The 23,103-nt window shown below is 58.7% G+C and carries 22 protein-coding genes; 10 read left to right on the forward strand and 12 right to left on the reverse strand.

Translation table 11 applies throughout. The annotated features are described in order from the left end of the window. Window positions 1-60 precede the first annotated feature (60 nt). The 3 genes from xseA (at window position 61) to QUE89_RS09945 (ending at window position 3,948) form a co-directional block, all read left to right on the forward strand. A complete protein-coding gene (xseA, locus tag QUE89_RS09935) occupies window positions 61-1,440 on the forward strand; it encodes an exodeoxyribonuclease VII large subunit (protein ID WP_286219946.1) in 1,380 nt (459 codons plus the stop codon). A gap of 109 nt (window positions 1,441-1,549) precedes the next feature. Further along, the gene (locus QUE89_RS09940; RefSeq protein ID WP_286219947.1) at window positions 1,550-3,424 is read left to right on the forward strand and encodes a propionyl-CoA synthetase; all 1,875 of its coding nucleotides are present in this window, start codon (window positions 1,550-1,552) and stop codon (window positions 3,422-3,424) included. A gap of 314 nt (window positions 3,425-3,738) precedes the next feature. Further along, window positions 3,739-3,948 (forward strand): cold-shock protein, encoded by a 210-nt coding sequence (locus QUE89_RS09945; RefSeq protein ID WP_008169155.1) that lies wholly within the window; start codon window positions 3,739-3,741, stop codon window positions 3,946-3,948. 96 nt (window positions 3,949-4,044) lie between these two features. On the opposite strand, the gene leuA is transcribed toward QUE89_RS09945, so the two are convergent. After that, complete coding sequence (gene leuA / locus QUE89_RS09950; protein ID WP_286219951.1) at window positions 4,045-5,739, reverse strand: 2-isopropylmalate synthase; 1,695 nt, start codon at window positions 5,737-5,739, stop codon at window positions 4,045-4,047. A 146-nt stretch (window positions 5,740-5,885) separates the two neighbouring features. On the opposite strand from leuA, the gene QUE89_RS09955 reads away from it, so the two are divergent. Both QUE89_RS09955 and QUE89_RS09960 read left to right on the forward strand, forming a co-directional pair. Next, window positions 5,886-6,383: an Lrp/AsnC family transcriptional regulator gene (locus QUE89_RS09955; RefSeq protein ID WP_286219952.1), complete on the forward strand. Its 498-nt coding sequence runs from the start codon at window positions 5,886-5,888 to the stop codon at window positions 6,381-6,383. A 200-nt stretch (window positions 6,384-6,583) separates the two neighbouring features. Then, the gene (locus tag QUE89_RS09960) at window positions 6,584-8,317 is read left to right on the forward strand and encodes a proline--tRNA ligase (protein WP_286219953.1); all 1,734 of its coding nucleotides are present in this window, start codon (window positions 6,584-6,586) and stop codon (window positions 8,315-8,317) included. 132 nt (window positions 8,318-8,449) lie between these two features. Here QUE89_RS09960 and murB read toward each other — a convergent pair whose 3' ends face one another. The 9 genes from murB to QUE89_RS10005 all read right to left on the reverse strand — a co-directional run bounded on the left by murB (window position 8,450) and on the right by QUE89_RS10005 (window position 17,216). After that, window positions 8,450-9,475 (reverse strand): UDP-N-acetylmuramate dehydrogenase, encoded by a 1,026-nt coding sequence (murB, locus tag QUE89_RS09965; protein WP_434784064.1) that lies wholly within the window; start codon window positions 9,473-9,475, stop codon window positions 8,450-8,452. Continuing rightward, window positions 9,472-9,951: a low molecular weight protein-tyrosine-phosphatase gene (locus QUE89_RS09970; RefSeq protein ID WP_286222861.1), complete on the reverse strand. Its 480-nt coding sequence runs from the start codon at window positions 9,949-9,951 to the stop codon at window positions 9,472-9,474. The genes murB and QUE89_RS09970 overlap by 4 nt, the downstream gene beginning before the upstream one ends. Next, window positions 9,951-10,736 (reverse strand): 3-deoxy-manno-octulosonate cytidylyltransferase, encoded by a 786-nt coding sequence (gene kdsB / locus QUE89_RS09975; protein WP_286219954.1) that lies wholly within the window; start codon window positions 10,734-10,736, stop codon window positions 9,951-9,953. The genes QUE89_RS09970 and kdsB overlap by 1 nt, the downstream gene beginning before the upstream one ends. A 26-nt stretch (window positions 10,737-10,762) precedes the next feature. Then, window positions 10,763-10,951, reverse strand: a complete 189-nt coding sequence (locus QUE89_RS09980; protein WP_041338173.1) for a Trm112 family protein — start codon at window positions 10,949-10,951, stop codon at window positions 10,763-10,765. Between the two features lie 16 nt (window positions 10,952-10,967). Further along, on the reverse strand, window positions 10,968-11,996 hold the full coding sequence (gene lpxK, locus QUE89_RS09985) for a tetraacyldisaccharide 4'-kinase (RefSeq protein WP_286219955.1): 1,029 nt from the start codon (window positions 11,994-11,996) through the stop codon (window positions 10,968-10,970). Continuing rightward, on the reverse strand, window positions 11,993-13,774 hold the full coding sequence (gene msbA, locus QUE89_RS09990) for a lipid A export permease/ATP-binding protein MsbA (RefSeq protein WP_286219956.1): 1,782 nt from the start codon (window positions 13,772-13,774) through the stop codon (window positions 11,993-11,995). The genes lpxK and msbA overlap by 4 nt, the downstream gene beginning before the upstream one ends. Continuing rightward, window positions 13,771-14,196, reverse strand: a complete 426-nt coding sequence (locus QUE89_RS09995) for an ExbD/TolR family protein (protein WP_286219957.1) — start codon at window positions 14,194-14,196, stop codon at window positions 13,771-13,773. Before QUE89_RS09995 ends, msbA begins: the two co-directional genes overlap by 4 nt. Before the next feature lie 5 nt (window positions 14,197-14,201). Continuing rightward, window positions 14,202-14,828: a MotA/TolQ/ExbB proton channel family protein gene (locus QUE89_RS10000; protein ID WP_138441638.1), complete on the reverse strand. Its 627-nt coding sequence runs from the start codon at window positions 14,826-14,828 to the stop codon at window positions 14,202-14,204. Window positions 14,829-14,900: 72 nt separating this feature from the next. Further along, window positions 14,901-17,216 carry a DNA internalization-related competence protein ComEC/Rec2 gene (locus tag QUE89_RS10005; RefSeq protein ID WP_286219958.1) on the reverse strand — a complete coding sequence of 772 codons (2,316 nt, stop codon included), beginning with the start codon at window positions 17,214-17,216 and terminating at the stop codon, window positions 14,901-14,903. Between the two features lie 212 nt (window positions 17,217-17,428). Here QUE89_RS10005 and QUE89_RS10010 point away from each other — a divergent pair, with 212 nt between their 5' ends. Further along, window positions 17,429-17,959, forward strand: a complete 531-nt coding sequence (locus QUE89_RS10010) for a DUF2062 domain-containing protein (protein WP_286219959.1) — start codon at window positions 17,429-17,431, stop codon at window positions 17,957-17,959. Here QUE89_RS10010 and QUE89_RS10015 read toward each other — a convergent pair. Next, window positions 17,947-18,636: an ABC transporter ATP-binding protein gene (locus QUE89_RS10015; RefSeq protein ID WP_286222862.1), complete on the reverse strand. Its 690-nt coding sequence runs from the start codon at window positions 18,634-18,636 to the stop codon at window positions 17,947-17,949. The two genes, QUE89_RS10010 and QUE89_RS10015, sit on opposite strands and share 13 nt — an antisense overlap. 13 nt (window positions 18,637-18,649) lie before the next feature. Further along, window positions 18,650-19,891, reverse strand: a complete 1,242-nt coding sequence (locus tag QUE89_RS10020) for a lipoprotein-releasing ABC transporter permease subunit (protein ID WP_286219960.1) — start codon at window positions 19,889-19,891, stop codon at window positions 18,650-18,652. 122 nt (window positions 19,892-20,013) lie between these two features. Here QUE89_RS10020 and QUE89_RS10025 point away from each other — a divergent pair, with 122 nt between their 5' ends. The 4 genes from QUE89_RS10025 (at window position 20,014) to QUE89_RS10040 (ending at window position 23,096) form a co-directional block, all read left to right on the forward strand. Beyond that, a complete protein-coding gene (locus QUE89_RS10025) occupies window positions 20,014-20,601 on the forward strand; it encodes a PilZ domain-containing protein (RefSeq protein ID WP_286219961.1) in 588 nt (195 codons plus the stop codon). A gap of 108 nt (window positions 20,602-20,709) precedes the next feature. Then, a complete protein-coding gene (locus QUE89_RS10030) occupies window positions 20,710-21,009 on the forward strand; it encodes a hypothetical protein (RefSeq protein WP_286219962.1) in 300 nt (99 codons plus the stop codon). A 165-nt stretch (window positions 21,010-21,174) separates the two neighbouring features. Then, window positions 21,175-22,176: an agmatine deiminase family protein gene (locus tag QUE89_RS10035; RefSeq protein ID WP_286222863.1), complete on the forward strand. Its 1,002-nt coding sequence runs from the start codon at window positions 21,175-21,177 to the stop codon at window positions 22,174-22,176. Continuing rightward, complete coding sequence (locus tag QUE89_RS10040; RefSeq protein ID WP_286219963.1) at window positions 22,173-23,096, forward strand: carbon-nitrogen hydrolase; 924 nt, start codon at window positions 22,173-22,175, stop codon at window positions 23,094-23,096. The genes QUE89_RS10035 and QUE89_RS10040 overlap by 4 nt, the downstream gene beginning before the upstream one ends. Window positions 23,097-23,103: the final 7 nt, after the last annotated feature.

Genomic DNA, 23,103 nt, shown 5'->3' on the forward strand with positions numbered 1-23,103 from the left:
TACGATTGCATCCTCTTGAATTCTGTCATTTTTTATCCTTCTGATTTTCGGCTATTGCGTATGGATGACTACCGCTCACCCCGGACACCCCCAACTTTTCAGGACACCAGGCCGCGAGCCCTCAGTGTCAGCGAACTGAACCACCAGGCCCGACACCTTCTGGAATCCAGCTTTATGCAGGTGTGGGTGGAGGGTGAGATCTCGGGCCTGTCCCGACCCTCTTCGGGCCACTGGTACTTTTCCCTGAAAGATCGCAAATGCCAGGTTCGCTGCGCAATGTTCCGGGGTTTTAACCAGCGCATTCGCGAAATACCAAAGGAAGGCGACCAGATCCGAATTCGCGGCAAGGTCACCCTGTACGAGAACCGCGGTGATTTTCAGATCATTGTCGAGCATCTGGAACCGGCGGGACTGGGTGAACTTCAGCAGGCCTATGAAGAACTGAAGCGCAAATTGCAGGGCGAGGGTCTGTTTGACGCCGCCAGAAAGAAACCGCTTCCACCCACACCCAGGCACATCGGCGTTGTCACCTCGCCGACCGGCGCCGCCATCCACGATATCCTGACGGTACTGGCCCGCCGCTGCCCCGCCATTCCGGTTACGCTCTACCCGACTGCGGTTCAGGGCAAGGCCGCAACCGGCGACATCGTTCAGGCCATTGAGCGAGCGCAGAGCCACGGCGTGGCCGATGTTCTGATCATTGGTCGGGGCGGCGGTTCCCTCGAAGACCTCTGGTGCTTCAACGAAGAGGTGGTGGCACGCGCCATTGCCAACTGCCCGATCCCCACGGTCAGTGCGGTCGGCCACGAGGTGGATGTCACCATCGCCGATTTCGTTGCTGATCTGCGCGCACCAACCCCCTCTGCGGCGGCCGAAAAGATCTCTCCGGATCAGCGGGACTGGCTGCGCCAACTCAACGAACGCGAACTCCGGCTGGCGAATGCCGCCCGGCGCGCGCTGAAGCGATTCGGCACCGAACTGGAGCATCTGGGCGCGCGACTCAGGGACCCGCGGCGCGACCTACTCGAAAAGGCTCAGCGGATGGATGATCTGGATCTGCGCCTGATGCAGGCCATCAGTCAACGTCTCGGGGGGCTGACCGTGCACAGTGAAAACCTGGGGCAACGGCTGATGACGCAGTCACCGGGGCGCCGGCTCGCAGATAGCCAGAATGCCTTGGCGCGCGTTTCGGAAAAATTGAATTCAACTATCCAGATGCAACTGAAGCAGCGCCAGGATCAATTTGAGCACGTCGCCCAAACACTCAACTTGGTTAGCCCCCTGGCCACCCTGGGGCGCGGTTACGCCATCGTTCGCGATGCCGACGGCAACATTGTGCGCGACGCCTCAGGCCTTGCCCCCGGCGACCGGATCAACGCCCGAACAGCTCGGGGCGAGATCGCCGCGGACGTCACCGGCGTTGAGTTGCCAGCCGAATAACCAGCGCAGATCACGACTAAGCCAATGGTCTACTAGTCCATGATTTCAAACGGCCTAGAGTTGTTACGTCAGTCAATAAAACAACAATAGGCCCAGTGAGGTGGAACGCATGGACTACCACTCAGAATTTCGCCGGTCGATTCACCGGCGGGAAGACTTCTGGCGCGAGCAGGCGGAACAGATTGAATGGATTCAGCCCCCCGGGACCATCTGGACACCCACCGATAGCGGCCAGGGCCAGTGGTTTCCGGACGGCATCCTGAACAGTTCCGATGTCGCCCTGGACGCCAACATCCGTGCCGGACGTGGCGACCAGACCGCACTGATCTACGATTCCCCGGTTACCAATACCCAGCAAACTTTCTCGTACAACGAACTGACCGACTCCGTGGCCAGGTTTGCCGGCGCGCTCAAGAACCAGGGCATCGAAAAAGGCGACCGGGTGATCATCTACATGCCGATGATTCCCGAGGCGGTGATCGCCATGCTGGGGTGCGCCCGCATCGGCGCGGTTCATTGTGTTGTTTTTGGTGGTTTTGCCGCCCATGAGCTAGCCGTGCGGATTGACGATGCGTTACCCAAGGCGGTGGTCACCGCCTCCTGCGGCATCGAAATCAATCGGGTGATCGAGTACAAGCCCCTGGTCGACAAGGCTATTGAGCAGGCGGCTCACAAGCCCGAGCATTGCATCGTGTACCAGCGCCCTGAGGCAAAAGCGCAGTTACAGTCCGGGCGTGACTGGGACTGGAATAAGCTCATGGCCAAGGCCCAGCCAGAGCAGCCGGTGCCGGTGAAATCCACCGATCCGCTGTACATCCTTTACACCTCAGGCACTACCGGTAAGCCGAAGGGCGTGGTCAGGGACAATGGCGGCCACGCTGTCGCCCTGAACTACAGCATGAAGCTGGTTTACGATGCCAATCCCGGCGACGTTTACTGGGCTGCTTCGGATGTAGGCTGGGTGGTGGGCCACAGCTACATTGTCTACGGCCCCCTATTCGCAGGCTGCACCACCATTCTCTACGAAGGCAAACCGGTAAAAACCCCGGATGCCGGTGCGTTCTGGCGGGTGGTTCAAGAGCATCAGGTGAACCTGCTGTTCACAGCACCGACCGCGTTCCGTGCCGTGCGCAAGGAAGACCCTGAGGCCGACCAGCTCGGCCAGTACGATATCAGCTCATTGAAGCGCATCTTCCTGGCGGGCGAACGGCTGGACCCGCCGACCTATGACTGGCTCCGTGAACACACCAACCTGCCCATTCTTGATCACTGGTGGCAAACCGAAACCGGCTGGGCAATCTGCTGCAATCCGGTGGGCATCGAAATGATGCTCACCAAACCGGGCTCGGCCACCGTACCCTCACCAGGCTTCGATGTGCAGGTTGTCGACCCGAAAGGCCAGCAAATGCCCGCAGGCGAACAGGGCCAGATAGCGGTCAAACTCCCCCTACCACCAGGCTGCCTGCTGACCGTCTGGGGTGACGACGAACGGTTCCACAAGAGCTACCTGGCCCCTATCCCCGGCTTTTACAGCTCCGGCGACGGAGGCTTTGTTGACGAAGATGGCTATGTCTTTGTCATGGGCCGCACCGATGATGTCATCAACGTTGCAGGTCACCGGCTGTCCACGGGCGAAATGGAAGAGGTGGTTGCCTCGCATCCTGCTATTGCCGAATGCTGCGTCGTTGGTGCCCATGACGACATGAGAGGCCAGGTACCGGTGGGGCTGGTACTGATCAAAGACGGTGCAACCATTGAGCACGACGAGCTTGAAGACGAGCTGATCGAGATGGTTCGGGACAAAATTGGTGCTATAGCCTGCTTCCGCCGGGCCATGGTGGTTGAGCGGCTGCCCAAGACCCGGTCTGGCAAGATACTGCGCCGGGTCATCCGACAGATTGCCGACGGCGAAGAGTACACGGTGCCAAGCACCATTGATGACCCCGCTATACTGGATGAGATCAGCACGCAGTTCCGACGCTGACCCTGAGCCAGGAAAAGAACTCCGGGCCTTACCCAAAGGCCCGGAGTGTCCCTATGCCCGCACTGGCCAACCACCTGTTTTTTAACCAGTAAAGACCCTAAAAACGGGTTTAAAAAAAGCGTTGACGCCCCCCAAACTCGGTCTATACTGAAATTGCTGTGAAAATACAGCGGTATTTGGTGAATGCGCTATAACGTCCTGCCCACGTGCTCTTCGTTGCTCTTTCCTCAGTACTCTCTGGATTTCTCAGCGTTGATTCCAAACGGAATATGAAGGTCCCGTGAGGGCAAATTACAGAAAGACAGGAAAGATCAATGTCCGATACAAAAACTGGCCACGTTAAGTGGTTCAACGAGTCCAAAGGCTTTGGCTTTATCGCTCAGGATGGTGGCAGTGACGTGTTTGTTCACTACAGTGCAATCAACGCAAGCGGTTTCCGCACCCTGACCGAAGGCCAGCAGGTGCAGTTTACCGTTACTCAGGGCCCGAAAGGTCCTCAGGCGGAAAACGTAACCCCGGTCTAAGGTTACTGCTTCCGCCCTCTGCCCCTCACGGGCAAAGGGAAATCATTAAGCCGGCACCCTGTGCCGGCTTAATACGTTCTGTCCCGGTCGTTTCGCTCAGACCTCAGCTGCCTGCCGGTCCGACTGGCGCGCCTCCCCGGACGATCCGACCACCTGGGCAACGGCCGAGAACAGCGCCTGCAAAGTTGCCGAGGTCGTATCCTCCGCCAGGGCTGCAGCGCTGCAATGGGTCTCGTTGACCATCAGACGGATACAGGCCAGGGCATTGGCATTAGTGCCCTCGCCCAAGGCAAATTCGTCATAGGCCTCAACGGCAATGGCGATCCCGAAACGTTGTCCCAGGGCGTCTGAGACGGCTTCAACCGCGCCCAGCCCGCGGCCTTGAAGAGTTACTGGTTGCGCTTCAGCACCCACGGTCACATCGGCACGGACGCCATTGGCATCGCGGTGCAGGTCATAGCCGCGCAGCTCCCAGTCTTTGTGTACCTTGAGATAGCGCTCTTCAAATAAGCGGTGGATAGTCAGCGAATCGATTTCACCCCCGTTGGTTTCCGCCTCCCGTTGAACGGTCTTGCTGAACTCAATCTGCAGCCAGCGCGGCAAGCTGATGTTGTAGTCCCGCTCAAGCACATAGGCCACGCCACCCTTGCCCGACTGACTGTTGATTCGCACGACTTCCTCATATCGACGACCAACATCAAACGGATCAATGGGCAGGTAGGCCACATTCCAGGTCTCGCCTTCGGTGCGGCGGGCCAGGCATTTGCGAATAGCATCCTGATGACTGCCCGAGAACGCGGTAAACACCAATTCGCCGGCGTAGGGATGACGGGGATGGGTGGAAATTTCGGTACAGGCTTCAACCACCTCGGTGATTTCGGCCATCCCGGACAGATCCAGTGTCGGGTCAACGCCCTGGGAATAGAGATTCATGGCCATGGTGACCAGATCCATATTGCCGGTCCGCTCACCGTTACCCATCAAGGTACCTTCAACCCGGTCAGCACCGGCCATCACCGCCAGTTCGGCGGCAGCCACCCCGCAGCCCCGGTCGTTATGGGTGTGAACGCTGATGCTCAGATGCTCGCGGCGCTGGATGTTATCGCAAATCCACTCGATCTGGTCGGCAAACACGTTCGGCGTTGCCATTTCCACGGTCGCCGGCAGGTTGATAATGACCGGCTGACCCTGGTCCGGGCGCCAGACCTCGGTCACGGCGTCCACCACTTCGGCCGCAAAATCCAGTTCGGTGCCCGTGAAGCTTTCTGGCGAATACTGGAAGGTCCACTCAGTTTCCGGCGCCCTGGCTGCCAAATCTCGCACGTGGATCGCACCCTTGACCGCGATCTCGCGAATGCCGGTCCGGTCCAACCCGAACACCTGCTCCCGCTGCACCGTGGAGGTGGAGTTGTAGACATGGACAATCGCCTGTTTGGCGCCTTTGAGAGCTGCGTAGGTGCGCTCAATCAACTCAGGACGAGCCTGGGTCAGCACCTGAATCTTGACGTCGTCGGGAATCCGGCCTTCATCAATCAGTTTCCGGCAAAAATCGAAATCCGGCTGACTGGCTGACGGGAAACCGATTTCAATCTCTTTGAAGCCCAGCTTCACCAGCAGATCAAACAACCTCTGCTTTTGCGCAACGGTCATCGGCTTAACCAGCGCCTGATTACCGTCCCGAAGATCGACAGCACACCAGGTGGGTGCCTTCTCGATAACTTGGTCAGGCCAACGCCGATCGGTCTTCCTGACGGGCTTGAACGCAGCGTATTTACGATAATCAAAAGCCATCTCAATCAATCCTTGCGGTTGCCGGTGAAACATCATGCAGTGCCCGACAGTGTAACGCTGATCTTCGGGCACGAGATTGCTAATTACGCTCTATATAGCTATTTTTAGCTATATTCAGCTATTAACTCTAAAAATTGAGCAACACCATGCCAGAAAACAACGCAACGCTTGTTAAAATCGATAAAACCGACCGAAAAATCCTTGAGCAGGTACAAAACAACGGCGCCCTGACCAATCAGGAACTGGCCGACAAAGTGGGCCTGTCCCCCTCCCCCTGCCTGCGCCGGGTGCGGGCACTGGAAGAGGCCGGGGTCATCGTCCGGACCGTCACTATCCTGGATCACAAGAAACTGGGACTGTCGCTCACCGCCATCATCCTGATTGGCATGGACCGGCACACGCCGGAACGGTTCTCCGCCTTTGAGGAGAAGGTATCGGCGTATCCGGAAGTGCAGGAGTGCTACCTGATCACGGGCCAGGATGCGGATTACATGCTCAAGGTGGTGGTGCCGGACATGGACCATTACCACCATTTCCTGCTCAACCGGATTACCCGCATTCAGGGAGTCAGCGGCGTGCATTCCAGCTTCGTGCTAAGGCGGGTGCTCGACTCCACTGCCCTGCCCCTGGGCTACCTGTCCTGACCCGGAAGCGAGCCACACTGAATCCACCAAAAACCATGAAACAACATCATCGGTTTCATCGGTGACCACCTGTACCTTAAGGCAGAGGCTCCGTACAATAACCGGCACTTAACACTCTACAACTCCTTCTCGGGCAAACGATGGCCAAGCGTGGTCTCGAGCCCCTGATAACCCCTGATTGGAACCAAACGGAAGACACGATGCGAGCAAGCCGTTACCTGATTGCAACCCAGAAAGAGACCCCGGCAGACGCCGAGATCATCAGTCATCAGCTCATGCTCCGCGCCGGCATGATCCGAAAGCTTGCAGCCGGCCTGTATACCTGGCTGCCGATGGGCCTGCGAACCTTGCGCAAAGTAGAACGGATTGTTCGTGAGGAAATGGACAAGAGCGGTGGCCAGGAAGTCCTGATGCCCGCCGTGCAGCCGTCAGAGCTTTGGCAGGAGTCCGGCCGCTGGACCCAATACGGCGGTGAGCTGCTGCGAATGCAGGATCGGCATGGGCGCGATTTCTGCTTCGGTCCGACTCACGAAGAAGTCATCACCGACCTGATTCGCAATGATCTGAAAAGCTACAAGGAACTGCCGGCAAACTTTTACCAGATTCAGACCAAGTTCCGGGACGAACGTCGGCCACGTTTCGGCGTGATGCGCGCTCGCGAGTTCGTCATGAAGGACGCCTATTCCTTCCACCTGAATGCCGAGTCACTGGATGAGACCTACCAGGAAATGCATCAGGCTTATTGCGCAATCTTCGATCGCCTGGGCCTCGACTATCGCCCGGTTCAGGCCGATTCCGGCGCCATCGGTGGCAGCGCCTCGCACGAATTCCACGTGCTGGCCTCCTCTGGCGAGGACGCCATCGTGTTCAGCTCCGACAGCAACTACGCTGCCAACATTGAAAAGGCAGAAGCAGTAGCCCCGGCCGGAGAGCGCGCCGCGCCAAGCGAAGACCTGAAGGAAGTCTCGACCCCGGGACAACGCACCATCGGTGCCATCGCTGAATTCCTGAACGTCGACGCCACTCGCACGGTCAAAACCCTGCTGGTCAAATCCGAGCCGGATGAAGACGGCAACAGCGGTCTTGTCGCCCTGATTCTGCGCGGCGACCACACCCTGAACGAGATCAAGGCGGAGAACCTGGCGGGCATCGCAGAACCGCTGACCATGGCAACCGATGAGGAAATCGAAGCGGCTATCGGCTGCAAGCCTGGCTCTATCGGCCCCGTGAACCTTTCAGTGCCGGTGATCGCGGACCGAAGCGCCGCCCACCTTGCCGACTTTGTTTGTGGCGCCAATAAGGATGATTTCCATCTGACCGGCGTGAACTGGGAGCGGGACGTACCGCTGGATCGTGTTGAGGACCTTCGCGACGTGGTTGAAGGCGATCCGAGCCCAGATGGCAAAGGCCACCTGGAAATCCGTCGGGGCATCGAAGTAGGTCACATCTTCAAGCTTGGCAACAAATACAGCAGCGCCATGAATGCCACGGTGCTGGACGAAAATGGCAAGAGCGCGGTACTCGATATGGGCTGCTACGGCATCGGCGTGTCCCGTATCGTTGCGGCCTCGATCGAGCAGAATCACGATGACAAAGGCATCATATGGCCAGACGCCATTGCCCCGTTCCAGGTTGCCATCGTTACCCTGAACGCCCATAAGTCTGAGACAGTCGCCGAAGCAGGCGACAAGCTGTACGAACAGCTGCGCCAGGCAGGCTATGACGTCTTGCTGGATGACCGGAACGAGCGCCCGGGCGTGAAGTTTGCTGACATGGAGCTGATCGGTATTCCGCACCGGTTCGTGGTTTCCGATCGCGGCCTGGCCGCGGGGACCCTGGAATACAAGGGCCGCAGGGACGCCGAAAAGCAGGATCTTCCGATCGAGGAAGCCCTGCCTTTCCTGATCAATGCGTCTCCGCGCAAAGGGCTCTGAGTCCGATAGTCTCAGAAGGCACCAGGGCAGACCGCGACGGTCTGCCCCGCACTTTTCAACTTGCCAACTATTCGCACTTCCCTATCTGTCTAACCGCTCCCAGCACGCGCGACACGCTCACCAGCAGGCGAATTAGCTGACGATCCCGGGCTCCATCTCCAGCTCCACCCCGAACTTGTCCTGCACCGATGCCCGTATCTTGGCGGCCAGCTCCAGGATATCCCGTCCGGTACCGCCAGAATGATTAATCAGCACTAGCGCCTGACGGTTATGAACGCCGACATTCTCGTTTCGGAACCCCTTCCAACCGCACTGATCAATGAGCCAGGCCGCGGCAAGTTTGACGCTGGAGCTCTGGGCGTAACCAACCATATCGGGATAGCGTGCCAGCAAATTCTCATAATCAGCGGACGGTACCACCGGGTTCTTGAAGAAGCTGCCGGCATTGGGGATCAATTCCGGGTCTGGGAGCTTGCGGCGACGGATCGCCATCACCGCAGTGGCAACATCCTTCACCGTCAACTCCGAGGGTGAGGTCCCAGCCAGATACTCCTCCAGATCCCGGTAGCCCAACTGCAAGGGCTTGCTGCGCGACAGCCTGAGCCGGACCTCGGTTATGACGTAGCGCCCCGGAGTACGCTTGAACAGGCTGTCCCGGTAGGCAAATTCACAGTCGTCACGGTCCAGGGTAATAACCTTACCAGCCTCACGATCCAGCGCCGTAACAGACACCAGTGTGTCACACAGCTCCACCCCGTAGGCGCCAATATTCTGTACCGGCGCCGCGCCCGCCGTACCGGGAATCAGGGCCAGATTTTCAATTCCACGGTAACCGGCGCCGGCGGCGTAAAGAACGGCCTCGTGCCAGTTTTCGCCAGCGCCGAGTACCAATGTGGCCTCCTGACCCGAAGCCTGCTCCCAGCGCCGACCACGCATGGCCATACGCACCACCAGCCCGTCGAAGTCGCCGTCAAACACCAGATTGCTGCCGCCACCCAGAATCAGGGTGCGGAGTTCCTGGCGCTCGGCCCAGGCCAGGGCCTCAGCAAGCTCTTCGGCATTCTCGACCTCAAGGTAGTAACGGGCAAAGGCTGCCACTCGCATCGTATTGAGCTCAGCCAGCTCGACAAATTCCAATGGTTGCGTGTTCAGGCTCAAGCCAGACGCTCCCGGATATCGGCCAGCAGACCCTCGCCTGCCTCGTGGATCAGATCCAGTACGAACTCAAAGCCGTCCGGGCCGCCGTAGTAGGGGTCGGGAACTTCCTGGTGGCGAGACCGCCCGTAACTGAGGAACAGTTCCGGGCGGGTGCCGCCACTCTGGCGCCAGATGTCGGTGACATCAGCCAGATTCTGCTGATCCATCACCAGCACATAATCAAACTCATCGAGATCGTCCGCCACAAATTGCCGGGCTCTCAGGTCACTGATGTCGATGCTGCGCTTGCGGGCGGCCTGTATCGCCCTGGAATCGGGCGCCTTGCCGATATGCCAATGGCCTGTGCCGCAGGAATCGATCTTGATGAAGTCCTCAAGGCTCGAGTTCTCTACCAGTGACCGAAACACGCCTTCGGCACTGGGCGAGCGACAGATGTTGCCCAGGCAGACAAACAGCACATTCACTTGCTTCGACATCATACGCTCCTCGTTTCCAGCCATTCCCGGATGCGCTCCAGATCGGCTTCGGTATCAACGCCGGCGGGTGGCTTTTCAGCGGCTACGTCCACGTGGATACGGGCACCGTTGTACAAAGCCCGCAACTGCTCCAGAGACTCCGCCTTTTCGGTAGGTGCCGGCGCCCAGTTCACGAACTGCTCCAGAACATGGGCCCGGTAGCCGTATATGCCGATATGACGGAAATAATCGACACCGGCCGGCATGGGTGCATCGTGGCCGCTCAGTGGGCCACCGCCCATCCAGGCATCCCGTGGCCACGGAATCGGCGCCCGACTGAAATAGTGGGCCATGCCCTGGTGGTCGAACACCACTTTCACGGCATTAGGGTTAATCAACTGATCAACATCGTGGATTCGCTCGCACAGGGTGGCGATGGCGGCATCGGGGTAGAATTCCAGATTGTCTGCTACCTGATTGATCAGCACCGATGGAATCAGGGGCTCATCACCCTGCACGTTGACCACCCGGTGATCGCCTTCCAGGTCGAGCTTTCGCGCCACTTCTGCCAGCCGATCAGTGCCACTGGCATGGTCCGGCGATGTCATCACAACATCGGCGCCAAAGCGCTCGCAAGCTGCGCGAATACGGTCATCATCGGTGGCCACCACCACCCGATCAGCACGGCTCGCCAGTGCCCGTTCGTAAACATGTTGAATCATCGGCTTGCCCACGATGTCCGCCAACGGCTTGCCGGGCAAACGGCTGGAGGCATAACGGGCTGGGATAACCACAGAGAAAGACATGAGCGGAAGTATCCTGAAACAGTGACTTAGCGCTTATCGAGGCGCTCATCGGTAGTGAGCGTACGAGCTTCACTGGATAGCATGACCGGTATCCCCTCGCGAACGGGGAACGCCATGGCGTCCTGGTAGCAAACCAGCTCGGTTCGAGCCTCGTTGAGTTTCAGATCGCCCTTGCAGACCGGGCACGCCAGCATTGCCAGCAGTTTTTTATCCATGATGTCCCATCCAGGGTTAAGAGATTAACTGTTCGGAACTCTGCCCAATGCGGGAGATCACCGAACGTGAAAATTCATCCGACAAACTGGCCTGTACGGAAAAAACCCAGGCGTTGTCTGGCGCAAACGGACGGCATTTCACCGCATCCTTGGCAGTCATCACCACCCACTGGCCCGTTTCCGCAGCCAGGTCGCTGGCCTTGAAATTATGATGATCCGAAAACGGTGCCTCGGTGACCGTGGCCCCCAAGTTTCTTAGTGTATCGAAAAACCGTCCAGGATTGCCGATTCCGGCAACCGCTCGCACGGCCTGCCCCTGCAAATCGGTGATTGGCCGCGCCTGCCCGGATTTCAGGTTAACCAGCGTCGATGGCTCAAGCGCCATGGTGTGGATTTCCGGATGCTCAATATTGTCGAAGGCGTCGAGATGCTGGCCGGCCTCAAACTCGCCACCATTCACCACCACAAAGTCCACAGAAGACAGGCGCGAAACAGGCTCACGTAGGGGGCCGACGGGAATTACGGCGCCATTGCCCGCACCACGGGCACCGTCGAAGACCGCCAGCTCGACATCTCTCGGTAAGGCATAGTGCTGCAGGCCATCGTCGCAGACGAGAATATCGCCAAGCTTCTGATCCAACGCCCAAAGCGCACCGCGGCGGCGAATGGGATCGACCACCACTGGAACACCGGTTGCTTGCGCCAGCATCACCGGCTCATCGCCCATTTCGGAGGGTTTGCTGTCGGCACTGACCAGTGCCGGGTAGTGCGGGGACTTGCCGCCATACCCGCGACTGATGATAGCTGGGCGCCAACCCGCTGTCCGAAGCTCGGCGACCAGCCAAGCAGTAAGAGGGGACTTTCCAGTACCGCCCGCGGTGATATTGCCCACCACCACCACCGGGACCGGCAGCGCTTCATTTCTCGCCTCCCAGGCCTTACGACGCCGGGAGGCAGCCACCGCCTGGAACAGCCAGCTCAGCGGAGCCAGGGGCCACAACGGGCGCGACTTGCCATACCAGAGCCGGTCAATCAGCGAGCTCATACCGATTCGCTGAATTGCATCTGATGCAGCTGGGCGTAGGCACCACCGGTCTTCAGCAGCTCGTCGTGCCGCCCGGATTCAACAATTCGGCCGTTGTCCATCACCAGGATTCGGTCGGCTTTCTCAATGGTGGACAGACGGTGCGCGATGACCAGGGTGGTCCGGCCCTTCATGACCATTTCCAACGCTTCCTGAATGTGACGCTCAGACTCGGTATCAAGCGCCGAGGTGGCCTCATCAAGAATCAGAACCGGCGCGTTCTTGAGCAGCGCCCGGGCGATGGCCAATCGCTGGCGCTGACCGCCCGAGAGCATCACGCCGTTGTCACCAATCATGGTATCCAGCCCCTCGGGCATCCGGTCGATAAACTCAAGGGCATGGGCCTTGGCCGCAGCCTCCCGGATCTCCTCGCGACTGCAATCCCGCAAGGCACCATAAGCGATGTTGGCCGCAATGGTGTCGTTGAACAGCACAACGTTCTGGGTTACCAGGGCTATCTGCGAGCGCAGGGCTTTCAGGGAATAGTCCCGCAACGAGTGGTCGTCGATCAGGATATCGCCACCGGTGTACTCGTAGAAGCGTGGCAACAGGCTAACCAGTGTGGACTTGCCGCTGCCGGAGCGGCCCACCAGCGCGACACTCTGACCTGCTGGAATATCGAGCGTGATGCCCTCGAGCACGTTGTCGAGCTGATCCCGGTACCGGAACGATACGTCCTCAAACCGGATGTTACCTTCCACTCGTGACGGCGCGTAGGTGCCTGGATCCTGTTCGGGCTGCTCGTCCATGGTTTCGAACACATCGTAGGCGGCGGCCAGGCCTTTCTGGATCTTGGCGTGCACCGAGGTGACCTGGCGGATCGGTTTCGCCATGGTGGTCGCAGCGGTAATGAAAGCGACCAGCTGGCCTGTGGTCATGCCACCCCGAATCTCCGGCGCCAACATGGTCCACACCAGCGCTGCGATAGCGATGGCTACCAACACCTGAATTACCGGCACACTGATAGCCTGGGTCGAAGCCATCTTCAGGCTCTGGGTAAGGTTGCGATCGTTGACCTCACGAAATCGCTGCTGCTCGTAGTCTTCGCCACCAAAAGTCCGGACTACGCGATAACCGGCAATGGATTCAGAGGCCACATGGGTAATGTCGCCCATGGAGCCCTGAATGCGCTTACTGATTCGACGGAAACGCTTGCTGGCATAGCTCACCACAGCGCCGATGACCGGACCAACCGCAAGAAAGATCAATGTGAGCACCCAGTTGGTGTAGAGCATGAAACACAGCAGACCAATAATGGTCAGCCCTTCCCGGAGCGTGATGGTAACTGCGTTGGTGGTGGCTTCTGCTACCTGCTCCACGTTGAAGGTCAGCTTGGACACCAACCGACCGGCAGCGTTGTCATCAAAATAACGGGACGGCAGGGACAGCAGGCGGTCGAAGACATCGTTTCGCAGCACGTTGATGACGTGGCGGCCAACGTAACCGATGAAGTACTGGCTCATAAACGTACCCACACCACGAAAGGCAAACACCCCCACGATCAGCAGTGTGAGCATGATCCGGTTGCCCTCAGTCGGGTTTTCGATGGCGGCAATCACATATTCCATGGCGGCCGCCATGCCGGTGGAGGCCGCCGCATAAATGACGTTACCAACTACGGCGAGAGAAAACGCCAGCCAGAAAGGTTTCACGTAGGCCAGCAGGCGCTTGTAGGTTTCCCAGCTGCCGGAAGGTTGGGCGACGGGCCCCTGGGCCGGGAGCGGGTCTGGACTGCTCATTTTGTCTCCGCCTCCCGCTCAGTGGTGATGCTTAGTTTGGCAAAGCCGAGACGACCGGCGACGTCCATGGCACGAACCACAAACTCATGGGGGGTGCGGGCATCGGCGGTAATAATGAACGGCAGGGATTTGTCACCCTCCGCCAGCTCTTTCACACCCCTTTCCAGGGTTTCGCGGCGGTTGTTGACCAGGGCCTGGTCATTGAGCAGGTATTGGCCTTCGGCGTTGATCACCACATCAATCTGGCGAACCTCTGAAGGCGATACCGGCTCCCCGCTAGCCTCAGGCAATTCGACCTGGAGATGGCTCTCGCGGGTGAAGGTGGTTGAGACCATAAAGAAAATCAGCAGCAGGAACACCACATCGATCAGTGGTGTCAGGTCAACCGCGACTTCCTGACTTCTCTGGCGCTTGAACTTCACGGCGTTCAGGCTCCTTCCACGTCGATTTCGCGGTCTCCGTGCACAACCTCAACCAGCTTGATGGCCTCTTGCTCCATGCTGACCACCAATTCGTCGACACGACGAATGAAATAGCGGTGGGCAATCAGGGCCGGAATCGCAACGCTCAGACCCGCAGCCGTAGTAATCAGGGCTTCTGATATGCCGCCCGCCAGATTACCGGCATTGCCGACACCTGCCAGTTGGATCTCGGCGAACACCTTGATCATGCCGATCACCGTGCCCAGGAGACCAAGCAGCGGCGTGATGGTAGCCACCGTACCCAGCGGGTTCAGGAACCGTTCGAGGTCATGAATAACCTGGCTGGCTTCATGCTCAATACTTTCTTTCATGATCTCGCGACCGTGCTTGGCATTGAGCAGACCACCCGCCAGAACGCGGCCCATGGGAGAGGACCCCTGGAGCGCCTTCAGCTTACGGCCATTGAGTTCTTTTTTCTTGATCCAGCGCCAGAGCTCATTAAGGGTCTGGGATGGTGCCACCCTGGACGCACGCAAGGTCCAGAAACGCTCCAGGATAATGGCGAGGGCCAGAATGGAACACGCAACAATAGGCACCATCAAAATGCCACCGGCTTTTAACAGCTCGAACACGCTCGGTCTCCCTGATAGTTTACAAGCCGCGCTACTTTAGCATAGCTGTCGTAACAGGCCACACCCGTTATGTCACGGTATCGCACATTCGTCCCGGGCCTGCCCTTTCGCGCCAATCCAGAACGGTGTATCCAGGCGCTTCTCTTTGATGGTCAAGCGGTTATCTTCAATGGCTGCCACCAGCATTCCGGAACAGGCAGTACTGAACGCGCTCACGCCACGATTACGGTAGCGGGCCGTTACGCTGCTGTGAGGGTGCCCGTATCGGTGCCGGTAACCGGCGGAATAGATCACCACCTCCGGAGTTAAAGCTGATACCCACTGGGGCGAGGACGACGTCTTACTGCCATGATGAGGCGCAAGCACCAGCCGCGTCACATCCGCCGCCAAAGCCTCTCGCCTGCGCAGGTGGGCAAGATAGAGCGCCTCAGTTGCGGCACTGATATCTCCGGGTAGCAGCCACTCAGTACCAGATGGCGGATGCTCAATCCGCACCACGCAGGAGGCATCGTTGCCGGTACGCGAACCAATAGTGCGCCAATAGCGAATGTGCAGCCCTCCTAGCTCTTCCTTCGCCACCGCGCAGGGCTGCACGACAAGGCCGGACGCTTCGCCCAGCTTCTCGCGAACGGCCAACACCTCACCGGTAACCAGCTTTCCTATCTTGATAGACCTGGCCAACATGGCCAGGCCACCGGAATGATCACTGTCGGCATGACTGATCACCAGGGTATCGATACGGTGCACCCCCAGTGCTTTCAGATTCGGAAGCAAAGTCGACTCCACAGCCGAGAACACACCCGGTACGGCTGGTCCGGTGTCGTACAACAATACCTTGTCCTGATGCCGCACCAGTACCGCCAGGCCCTGCCCGACATCCCAGACTCGCACCTCTGGCTCAACCAGATAGGCATTGGGCCGCGGGGATGCGGGTGATTGAACCATTGCCAGCCAAACCACGAACAACAAACCGGCGCAAGTGCCACCTCCGGGCGTAGGCACTTTCACCAGCAACAGTACCAGTCCCGCCAGCCCAATCACCTCCCACGGCCCCACTTCAATGACCGGAGACGGCAATTCCGCCAGGTGCGTCAACGCCACCCAGAGCACTTCCATGAGTCCGTCACAGAACGGAACCACCACCTCAATTGCGGCCGGCACGATCGCCACCACCACAGCACCGCCAATCAGACCGGGCATAACCACCAGCGACACCCAGGGAATAGCCAACAAATTGGCCAGTCCGCCGATCAAAGGCTGGTCCTGTCCGAACACCTGCAGCAGTGGCCAGAGCCCGGCAAACAAGGCGCCCTGGGCCAGCAGAAGTGTCCCGAACCACCCCAGAGGCCGAAGCCCCGCTGCAAAGACCCAGATCAGAACGGCAACCGCACCAAACGACAGCCAGAAACCCTGATCCAGCGGCGCAAACGGATCCAGCAATAAAACCGCTGCCAAGGCCCAGATCCATGCCTGCCAGGCTGGAAGCTGACGCGCGAACAGCAACGACCAACCGCCCACCAACACCATGAGCAGCGCCCGTTGGGTTGGAACGGTAAACCCGGCCGTCAGGGCATAGACCAGACAACAGATCATTACCGCCGCAAAAAGACAGCGCCGCTGAGCAACCTCACCCAGCCAGGTCAAGGGCAATGCCAACAGGAGCCTTCGAACCAGAAAGCCGGCGCCGAGGGCAATCAACCCCAGATGCAGACCGGAGATGGCCACCAGGTGAATGGTGCCGGTGGCCTGCAAAACCTGCCAATGGACGGGCGTCAGATGCCCCCGATCACCCACCAACAGGGAGCTGATCAAGGGCCGATGGTCGGCACTGGCAAACCGATGCTCAACCCAACTTGCAATCCAGCGGTGTGCCTCGTGGTATCGGCACTTTAAGCTGCACACCACGGCCTGATCCGGAACTGCCTCCCGGACCGTCCCCGTGGCCCGGTAGCCTTTGCGAAAAAGCCAGTCTTCATAGCGAAATCCAGCATCGTTCAAGGTGCCGTGGGGACGCTTCAGGACCAGCTCGAGTCTCAAACGGCGTGATGGCAAACGGCGTTCGGCTTGTCCGTACCAGGCAAGGCGCAGAAGCTGTGGTAGCTTGACGGCTTGATTCGAGGAATGGGGGCGCTTGTGCCATTGAGTGACACAGAAACTGAAACGGAGACTGTTGAAGCTTCCGGGCGATGGGATGTCACAGACGTAGCCGGAAACCGACAGGCGTTGCCCTTCCATGCCCGCAGGCAATCTCTCAGCCAGACGACGGTCCGCGTGCCAGCTGGCCCAGGCCAACCCCATGATCAGGGCCATGCTCAAGACAGCGATACGGCGAAGTGGATACTGACGGGCTCGAAACGCAATGCAAAAAGCTGCAATAAAGCTCGCCACGATCCATTCCGGAGGTGGCAACATCGACAGCCAATACAGTAAGATAACGCCGCACGAGAAGGCGAATGCGCCCGCGACCGCTGAACCGCGCCCAGATGCGGACCCGGGTCGGGTAATTGAGTTTCCGGACAATCCTTGTCCTCCGGTTTGATGATCCACCGGCAGCATCCATGCTTCCGGAATTCACTCGCAAACAACAGGCAGAGCTTCCAATGCCAAAGAAGTTCATGAAACGCTATCTGCCAACACCAGAGAAGGTGCAAGCGATGAAATCGCTACGCTTTCTTGGCGATATCCTTCATGAACCCAATCTCTGGCACATCAACCGCCACAGCGTTGCCCGTGCGTTTTTGGTCGGCATCTGGTTCTGCTTTATCCCTATGCCCTTCCAGATGATCGGTGCTGCCTTGTTCGCGATCTGGTTCAATTCGAACCTACCACTGTCGGTGGTACTGGTCTGGATCAGCAACCCGGTGACCATGCCGCCAATTTTCTATTTCAACTACAAGGTAGGCGCCTGGGTCCTGAACCGGCCAGTCCTCAACTTCGAATTTGAGCTGTCCTGGGCCTGGATCAGCGAACGCCTGCTGGATATCGGAATTCCCCTGTATCTGGGCTCGCTGATGGTAGCCACAGTGTCCGCCTGCATAGCCTATCTGATCATCCAGTTCCTGTGGCGACGCAAGATACGCTCCGACTGGCGTTTGCGCCGTGGCCAACGGGCTGCTGATCAAACCTCCTGAACCAGCCGCCCCTGCTCCAGACGCAAGACCCGCCCCAGGCTTCGTGCCATCTTCATGTCGTGAGTAACCATTACGAACGAGATGCCCAGTTCATCCCGAAGCGACTCGATCAGTTTGCGTACGCCTTCTCCAGTATGCTCGTCAAGGTTGCCGGTCGGCTCATCCAACAGCACGCACTGGGGCTCATTCACCAGGGCGCGGGCGATAGCCACACGCTGACGCTCACCGCCAGACAACTCACCAGGTTTGTGGGCAAGCCTCTCCGCCAGTCCCACTTGGGCCAGAAAACCCTCCGCCTTTTCCTTGGCAGCGCTAACGGCCATACCACCCAGCACGCACGGCATCATCACGTTTTCCAGTGCCGGAAACTCGGGCAGCAGGTGATGGAACTGATAGACAAACCCGAGGTGCTTGTTGCGGAACCGGGCCCGCCCGGCCTCCGACAGCCGGTGAATATCGTTCCCGCAGATTGAAATTTGGCCCGAGGACGGCCGGTCCAGGCCACCGAGCAGGTTCAGCAGGGTGGTTTTTCCGGCACCACTGCTACCCACTATGGCCACCGTCTCTCCAGCCACCACCTGCAGCGAAATGTCCGAGAAGATTGTCAGCTTTTCCGGCCCCTCGCTGTAGGTGCGGGTAACCTGACGACAATCGATAACCGGCGCTGTTTCGTGCATGTTCCCGTTTTCCTTACTCATAACGCAGCGCCTCTGCCGGATCAACCCGGGAAGCCCGCCACGCGGGATAGATGGTCGCCAGCAGACTCATGGCAAGGCCGGCACCGCTGATGATAAACACGTCCTGCCATTGCAGCTGGGACGGCAGATAACTAATGAAGTAAACATCGGCACTCAGGAACTGGTGCCCCAACGCCCCCTCCAGCCAGGAGATAAAGGCACTGATGTTAAGCGCGCCGACGATCCCCAAGGCAGTACCGATGAGCGTGCCGAACACGCCGATTACGGCGCCCTGCACCATGAAAATACGCATGATTCGCCCGGGTGTGGCGCCCATGGTTCTAAGAATTGCTATATCCGCGGTTTTATCGGTCACCACCATAACCAGGGTCGAGACAATGTTGAAGGCGGCAACCGCGACGATGAACATCAACAGCAGACCAATCATGGTCTTCTCCATGCGAATAGCCTGGAACAGGTTGCCATGAGTACGAGTCCAGTCGGAGATGTAGTACCGGCCCGGGAGCGAACGGGCGGCCTGCTCCGCCACCTTGGGCGCTGCGAACAGGTCATCCACCAGCAGTCGAACGCCCAGCGCCTTACCACCGGTGCGCATTAGCTTGGAGGCATCGTCCATGTGGATCAGGGTGTAATTCCCGTCAAGTTCAGCGCCAACGCTAAACACCCCCTTCACAGTGAACCGCTTCAACCTCGGCAAAACACCGGCTGGCGTTACCGAGGCCTCGGGCAGCACCACCGTAACCTTGTCGCCCAATTTCAGGCGCAAGCTGGCAGCCATCAGTCGGCCGATAATAATGCCGAACTCACCGGATTTGAGGTCGTGCAGACTGCCATCGACCATGTGCCGTTCGATAATCGATACTGTTTTTTCCTGCTCCGGCAGGACGCCATTCAGCAGCACCCCGCGAACGTTGCCGCCACCGGTCACCATGCCCTGCCCCTGAATAAACGGCGCCGCCGCCAAAACCCGTGGATGCTGTTGAACCTGCTCATCGATCGATTCCCAGTCCTGCAGCGGGCCGGAGCCTTCAATGACGGCATGAGGAACCATTCCGAGGATGCGTTGCTTGAGCTCCCGGTCAAAGCCGTTCATCACCGACAGAACGATGATCAACACCGCCACACCCAGCATCAGCCCGATCATGGAGGTCAGTGATATAAAGGAAATAAAGTGATTTCGACGTTTGGCCGCTGTGTAACGCAAGCCGATATAAAACGATAAAGGTCTAAACATGGGGAGGCGCCTGTCGCTACCTGCGGATCTGTCGTGGTCTGGTTTTCCCGACCGCCTTCCTGCGCATCGGGAAACTGCTAAACTATTCTCAAATAATGATAAATGAACGCTTCGGAGCCAGGATGACATCACCCAACAACCCCAGCGATCCAGCCGAGCAAAGCCTGGAACGTCGAGATTACTTCCGCATTGAGGACCGGATCGGTCTCGAAATCCGAAAGCTCTCGCCGATGGCGAACCCTGACGAACAAGCGTTTGGCGACGATCACCTGGAAAGCCTGAAGGCCGAGTACCGGCGACTGGACCAGGATGTCAGATCCCAGCTTGCCAGCCTCGCCGAGCGGGACCGCCTGCTCACCGGGCTAATTAAGTCCCTGAATGGCAAGCTCGATACGCTCGCGCGCATTATGGCCTTTGAGCAAAATCCGTTGCAACCGGAAGACTGGCAGGAAGTTACGCTTAGCGAGGGCGGACTCGCCTTCAGCGCCGCCCCGGAAACCTTCCGGACTGGTGACTTGCTTACCCTCCGGATGACTCTGCCCCCGGAGCTTTTTCAGCCCCGGGCGGTTGCCGAGATTATCCTTACCCACCCTGATAACGCTGGCGGTGTGCGTATCCACAGCCAATTCGTGAACATCCACGACAGCGACCGCCAGCAGATTGCGCGGCATGTGATGCGCTGGCAAATTCGCCAACGCAAAAAAGAATAAACTGCCGCACGTTTATGACTTTTCCCCGATGCAGAAAGACATTACGCTTTATCCACATCGATCCGATAACAATTTTCAGGCAAATCAGGCTCTAATGGAGAACAGTCAATGAAGAAAAATAACATGATGCTAAGTGCACTGGCTCTAACGGCTTTTATCCTGGCGCCGTCCGGCACCGTCGTTGCCGAGCAGATCACCATCCCGGTGGGCTCGCAGACGGATCGCGCAAGCATCAGCACTCCCCAAATCGGCATGAGCCAAACCTCTGTACGCGCCAAGTGGGGTGCCCCCATGGAAATCCAGGGACCGGTTGGTGAGCCGCCCATCAGCCAATGGTACTACCAGGACTTCATCGTCTACTTCGAAAATAACCGCGTGTTGCACACAGTACTCAAGCCCAAGCGCTGAACTCTGTTACAGTCCAACAACCTGTACGGGCATGCCATTGCTGGCATCGCCCCTGATGTTTTAACGCCTGTTTTGGTTAGAATGGCGGCTTTTACGATTTAAGGTGGCAGTAAAGTGACATCCAGACGTGTGATGCCCGCGGAATGGGCTCCGCAAAGCGCAGTAATGCTGACCTGGCCGCATCCGGGAACGGACTGGGCGGCTGTTCTCGACCAGGTTGAACCCGTCTTCATAGCGATTGCTGAAGCGGTGCTGCGTTTCGAGCATCTGCTGATCAGCTGCGAACATGTGGTTCGAGTCCAGGAACTGGAGCAGACTCTGAATCGCTTCGCCCGCGAACAGGGCCTGCCGGGACGGGCCGTGTGCGTTCCTGCCCCCGCCAACGATACCTGGGCCCGGGATCATGGCCCGCTGGCGGTGCAGAAGGACGATGGTTTGACCCTGCTGGACTTTCGCTTCAACGCCTGGGGCGGGAAATTCCCCTGGGAAAAAGACGACGCCCTCAATCGACACCTGGCCAATGCCGGCGCTTTTGGGACCACCCCCCTGGAAGCGGTGGATTTCATATTGGAGGGCGGCTCTATTGAATCCGATGGTGAAGGCACATTGCTCACCACCAGCGAATGCCTACTGACACCGACCCGTAATCCGGCCCACGATCGCGCTGCTATCGAACAGTTGTTATTCGACCATCTAGGTGCCGACCGAGTGCTCTGGCTCAACCACGGCTTCCTGGCTGGCGACGATACCGACAGCCACGTTGATACCCTGGCTCGGTTCTGCAGCCCGGACCGTATCTGTTACGTAGCCTGTGATAACCCGGAAGACGAGCATTTTGGCGCCCTATCAGCCATGGCCGAGGAGCTGCGGGAATTCCGCCAGCGCGACGGTTCGCCCTATCAGCTGACTGCCCTACCCCTGCCCGATCCGATTTATGACGACGAAGGCACCCGGCTTCCGGCCACCTACGCAAACTTTCTGATCATCAATGGCGCCGTGCTGCTGCCCATCTATGGCGCGTCACAGGATGAAGACGCCATTAGCATCATGGCGGACCTGTTCCCGGACCGGGAAATCGTGCCCATTAATTGTCGGGCGCTGGTCCTGCAGCATGGCAGTCTGCATTGCGTCACCATGCAAATTCCCGAAGGAGTTGTCGCCTCATGAGCAGCCGCCACGACAGTCAACTGTTGAACCTGGCCGCGATCCAGCAGGCATGCAGTTCCGATAAGGCAGCGAGTCTCGCTACTACCGAAAAACTGGTGCGCGAAGCCGTCGCTAATGGCGCCAACCTGGTTGTGCTACAAGAGCTTCACGCCACGCTCTATTTCTGCCAAACCGAAGATACCGATGTATTCGAGCTGGCCGAGCCGATTCCAGGCCCTACCAGCGAGCGCCTTTCCAGCCTGGCGAAGGAACTCGACGTCGTTCTGGTCGGCTCCATCTTCGAGCGACGGATGAATGGTGTCTACCACAACACCGCAGTGGTGTTTGAATCCGACGGTTCACTGGCGGGCATGTACCGGAAAATGCACATACCGGACGACCCGGGTTTTTACGAGAAGTTCTACTTCACCCCCGGCGATGCCGTATTCAACGATGGTCGCAGCGGCTTCACCCCAATTGAGACCTCTGTTGGCAAACTGGGCGTGCTGGTGTGCTGGGACCAGTGGTACCCCGAGGCTGCGCGCCTGATGGCGCTGGCCGGCGCCGAAATCCTTATTTACCCCACGGCCATTGGCTGGGACGTAACCGACGACCCAGACGAGCAGGCGCGTCAGCTTGAAGCCTGGGTGACGGTTCAGCGGGGCCACGCGGTCGCCAATAATCTGCCCGTGGTTGCCCCGAACCGGGTCGGCACCGAGCCGGATCCCTCCGGGCAATCGGATGGCATCCGTTTTTGGGGTAACAGCTTTGTCTGTGGCCCTCAGGGCGAATTCCTCGCCCGCGCCGACGAATCCAGCGAATGCATTCTGAGTGTCACCATCGACCGAACCCGAAGTGAATCGGTCCGCCGCATCTGGCCGTATCTGAGAGACCGTCGCATCGATGCGTACAGCGACATCCTCAAACGCGTAAGGGACTGATCCCGGA

The sequence above is a fragment of the Marinobacter sp. LA51 genome (genome assembly GCF_030297175.1).
In the GTDB taxonomy this organism is placed as follows: domain Bacteria; phylum Pseudomonadota; class Gammaproteobacteria; order Pseudomonadales; family Oleiphilaceae; genus Marinobacter; species Marinobacter apostichopi.

What these genes read in the sequence shown, in the direction of transcription:
- QUE89_RS09960 (WP_286219953.1), top strand. Translation starts at nt 6,584, where the DNA reads ATGCGAGCAAGCCGTTACCTGATTGCAACCCAGAAAGAGACCCCGGCA.
- lpxK (WP_286219955.1), bottom strand. Translation starts at nt 11,996, where the DNA reads ATGAGCTCGCTGATTGACCGGCTCTGGTATGGCAAGTCGCGCCCGTTG.
- QUE89_RS09945 (WP_008169155.1), top strand. Translation starts at nt 3,739, where the DNA reads ATGTCCGATACAAAAACTGGCCACGTTAAGTGGTTCAACGAGTCCAAA.
- kdsB (WP_286219954.1), bottom strand. Translation starts at nt 10,736, where the DNA reads ATGTCTTTCTCTGTGGTTATCCCAGCCCGTTATGCCTCCAGCCGTTTG.
- QUE89_RS09970 (WP_286222861.1), bottom strand. Translation starts at nt 9,951, where the DNA reads ATGTCGAAGCAAGTGAATGTGCTGTTTGTCTGCCTGGGCAACATCTGT.
- QUE89_RS10035 (WP_286222863.1), top strand. Translation starts at nt 21,175, where the DNA reads ATGCTGACCTGGCCGCATCCGGGAACGGACTGGGCGGCTGTTCTCGAC.
- msbA (WP_286219956.1), bottom strand. Translation starts at nt 13,774, where the DNA reads ATGAGCAGTCCAGACCCGCTCCCGGCCCAGGGGCCCGTCGCCCAACCT.
- QUE89_RS10010 (WP_286219959.1), top strand. Translation starts at nt 17,429, where the DNA reads ATGCCAAAGAAGTTCATGAAACGCTATCTGCCAACACCAGAGAAGGTG.
- leuA (WP_286219951.1), bottom strand. Translation starts at nt 5,739, where the DNA reads ATGGCTTTTGATTATCGTAAATACGCTGCGTTCAAGCCCGTCAGGAAG.
- QUE89_RS10015 (WP_286222862.1), bottom strand. Translation starts at nt 18,636, where the DNA reads ATGCACGAAACAGCGCCGGTTATCGATTGTCGTCAGGTTACCCGCACC.
- xseA (WP_286219946.1), top strand. Translation starts at nt 61, where the DNA reads ATGGATGACTACCGCTCACCCCGGACACCCCCAACTTTTCAGGACACC.
- QUE89_RS10020 (WP_286219960.1), bottom strand. Translation starts at nt 19,891, where the DNA reads ATGTTTAGACCTTTATCGTTTTATATCGGCTTGCGTTACACAGCGGCC.
- QUE89_RS09980 (WP_041338173.1), bottom strand. Translation starts at nt 10,951, where the DNA reads ATGGATAAAAAACTGCTGGCAATGCTGGCGTGCCCGGTCTGCAAGGGC.
- QUE89_RS09955 (WP_286219952.1), top strand. Translation starts at nt 5,886, where the DNA reads ATGCCAGAAAACAACGCAACGCTTGTTAAAATCGATAAAACCGACCGA.
- QUE89_RS10040 (WP_286219963.1), top strand. Translation starts at nt 22,173, where the DNA reads ATGAGCAGCCGCCACGACAGTCAACTGTTGAACCTGGCCGCGATCCAG.
- QUE89_RS09940 (WP_286219947.1), top strand. Translation starts at nt 1,550, where the DNA reads ATGGACTACCACTCAGAATTTCGCCGGTCGATTCACCGGCGGGAAGAC.
- QUE89_RS10030 (WP_286219962.1), top strand. Translation starts at nt 20,710, where the DNA reads ATGAAGAAAAATAACATGATGCTAAGTGCACTGGCTCTAACGGCTTTT.
- QUE89_RS10025 (WP_286219961.1), top strand. Translation starts at nt 20,014, where the DNA reads ATGACATCACCCAACAACCCCAGCGATCCAGCCGAGCAAAGCCTGGAA.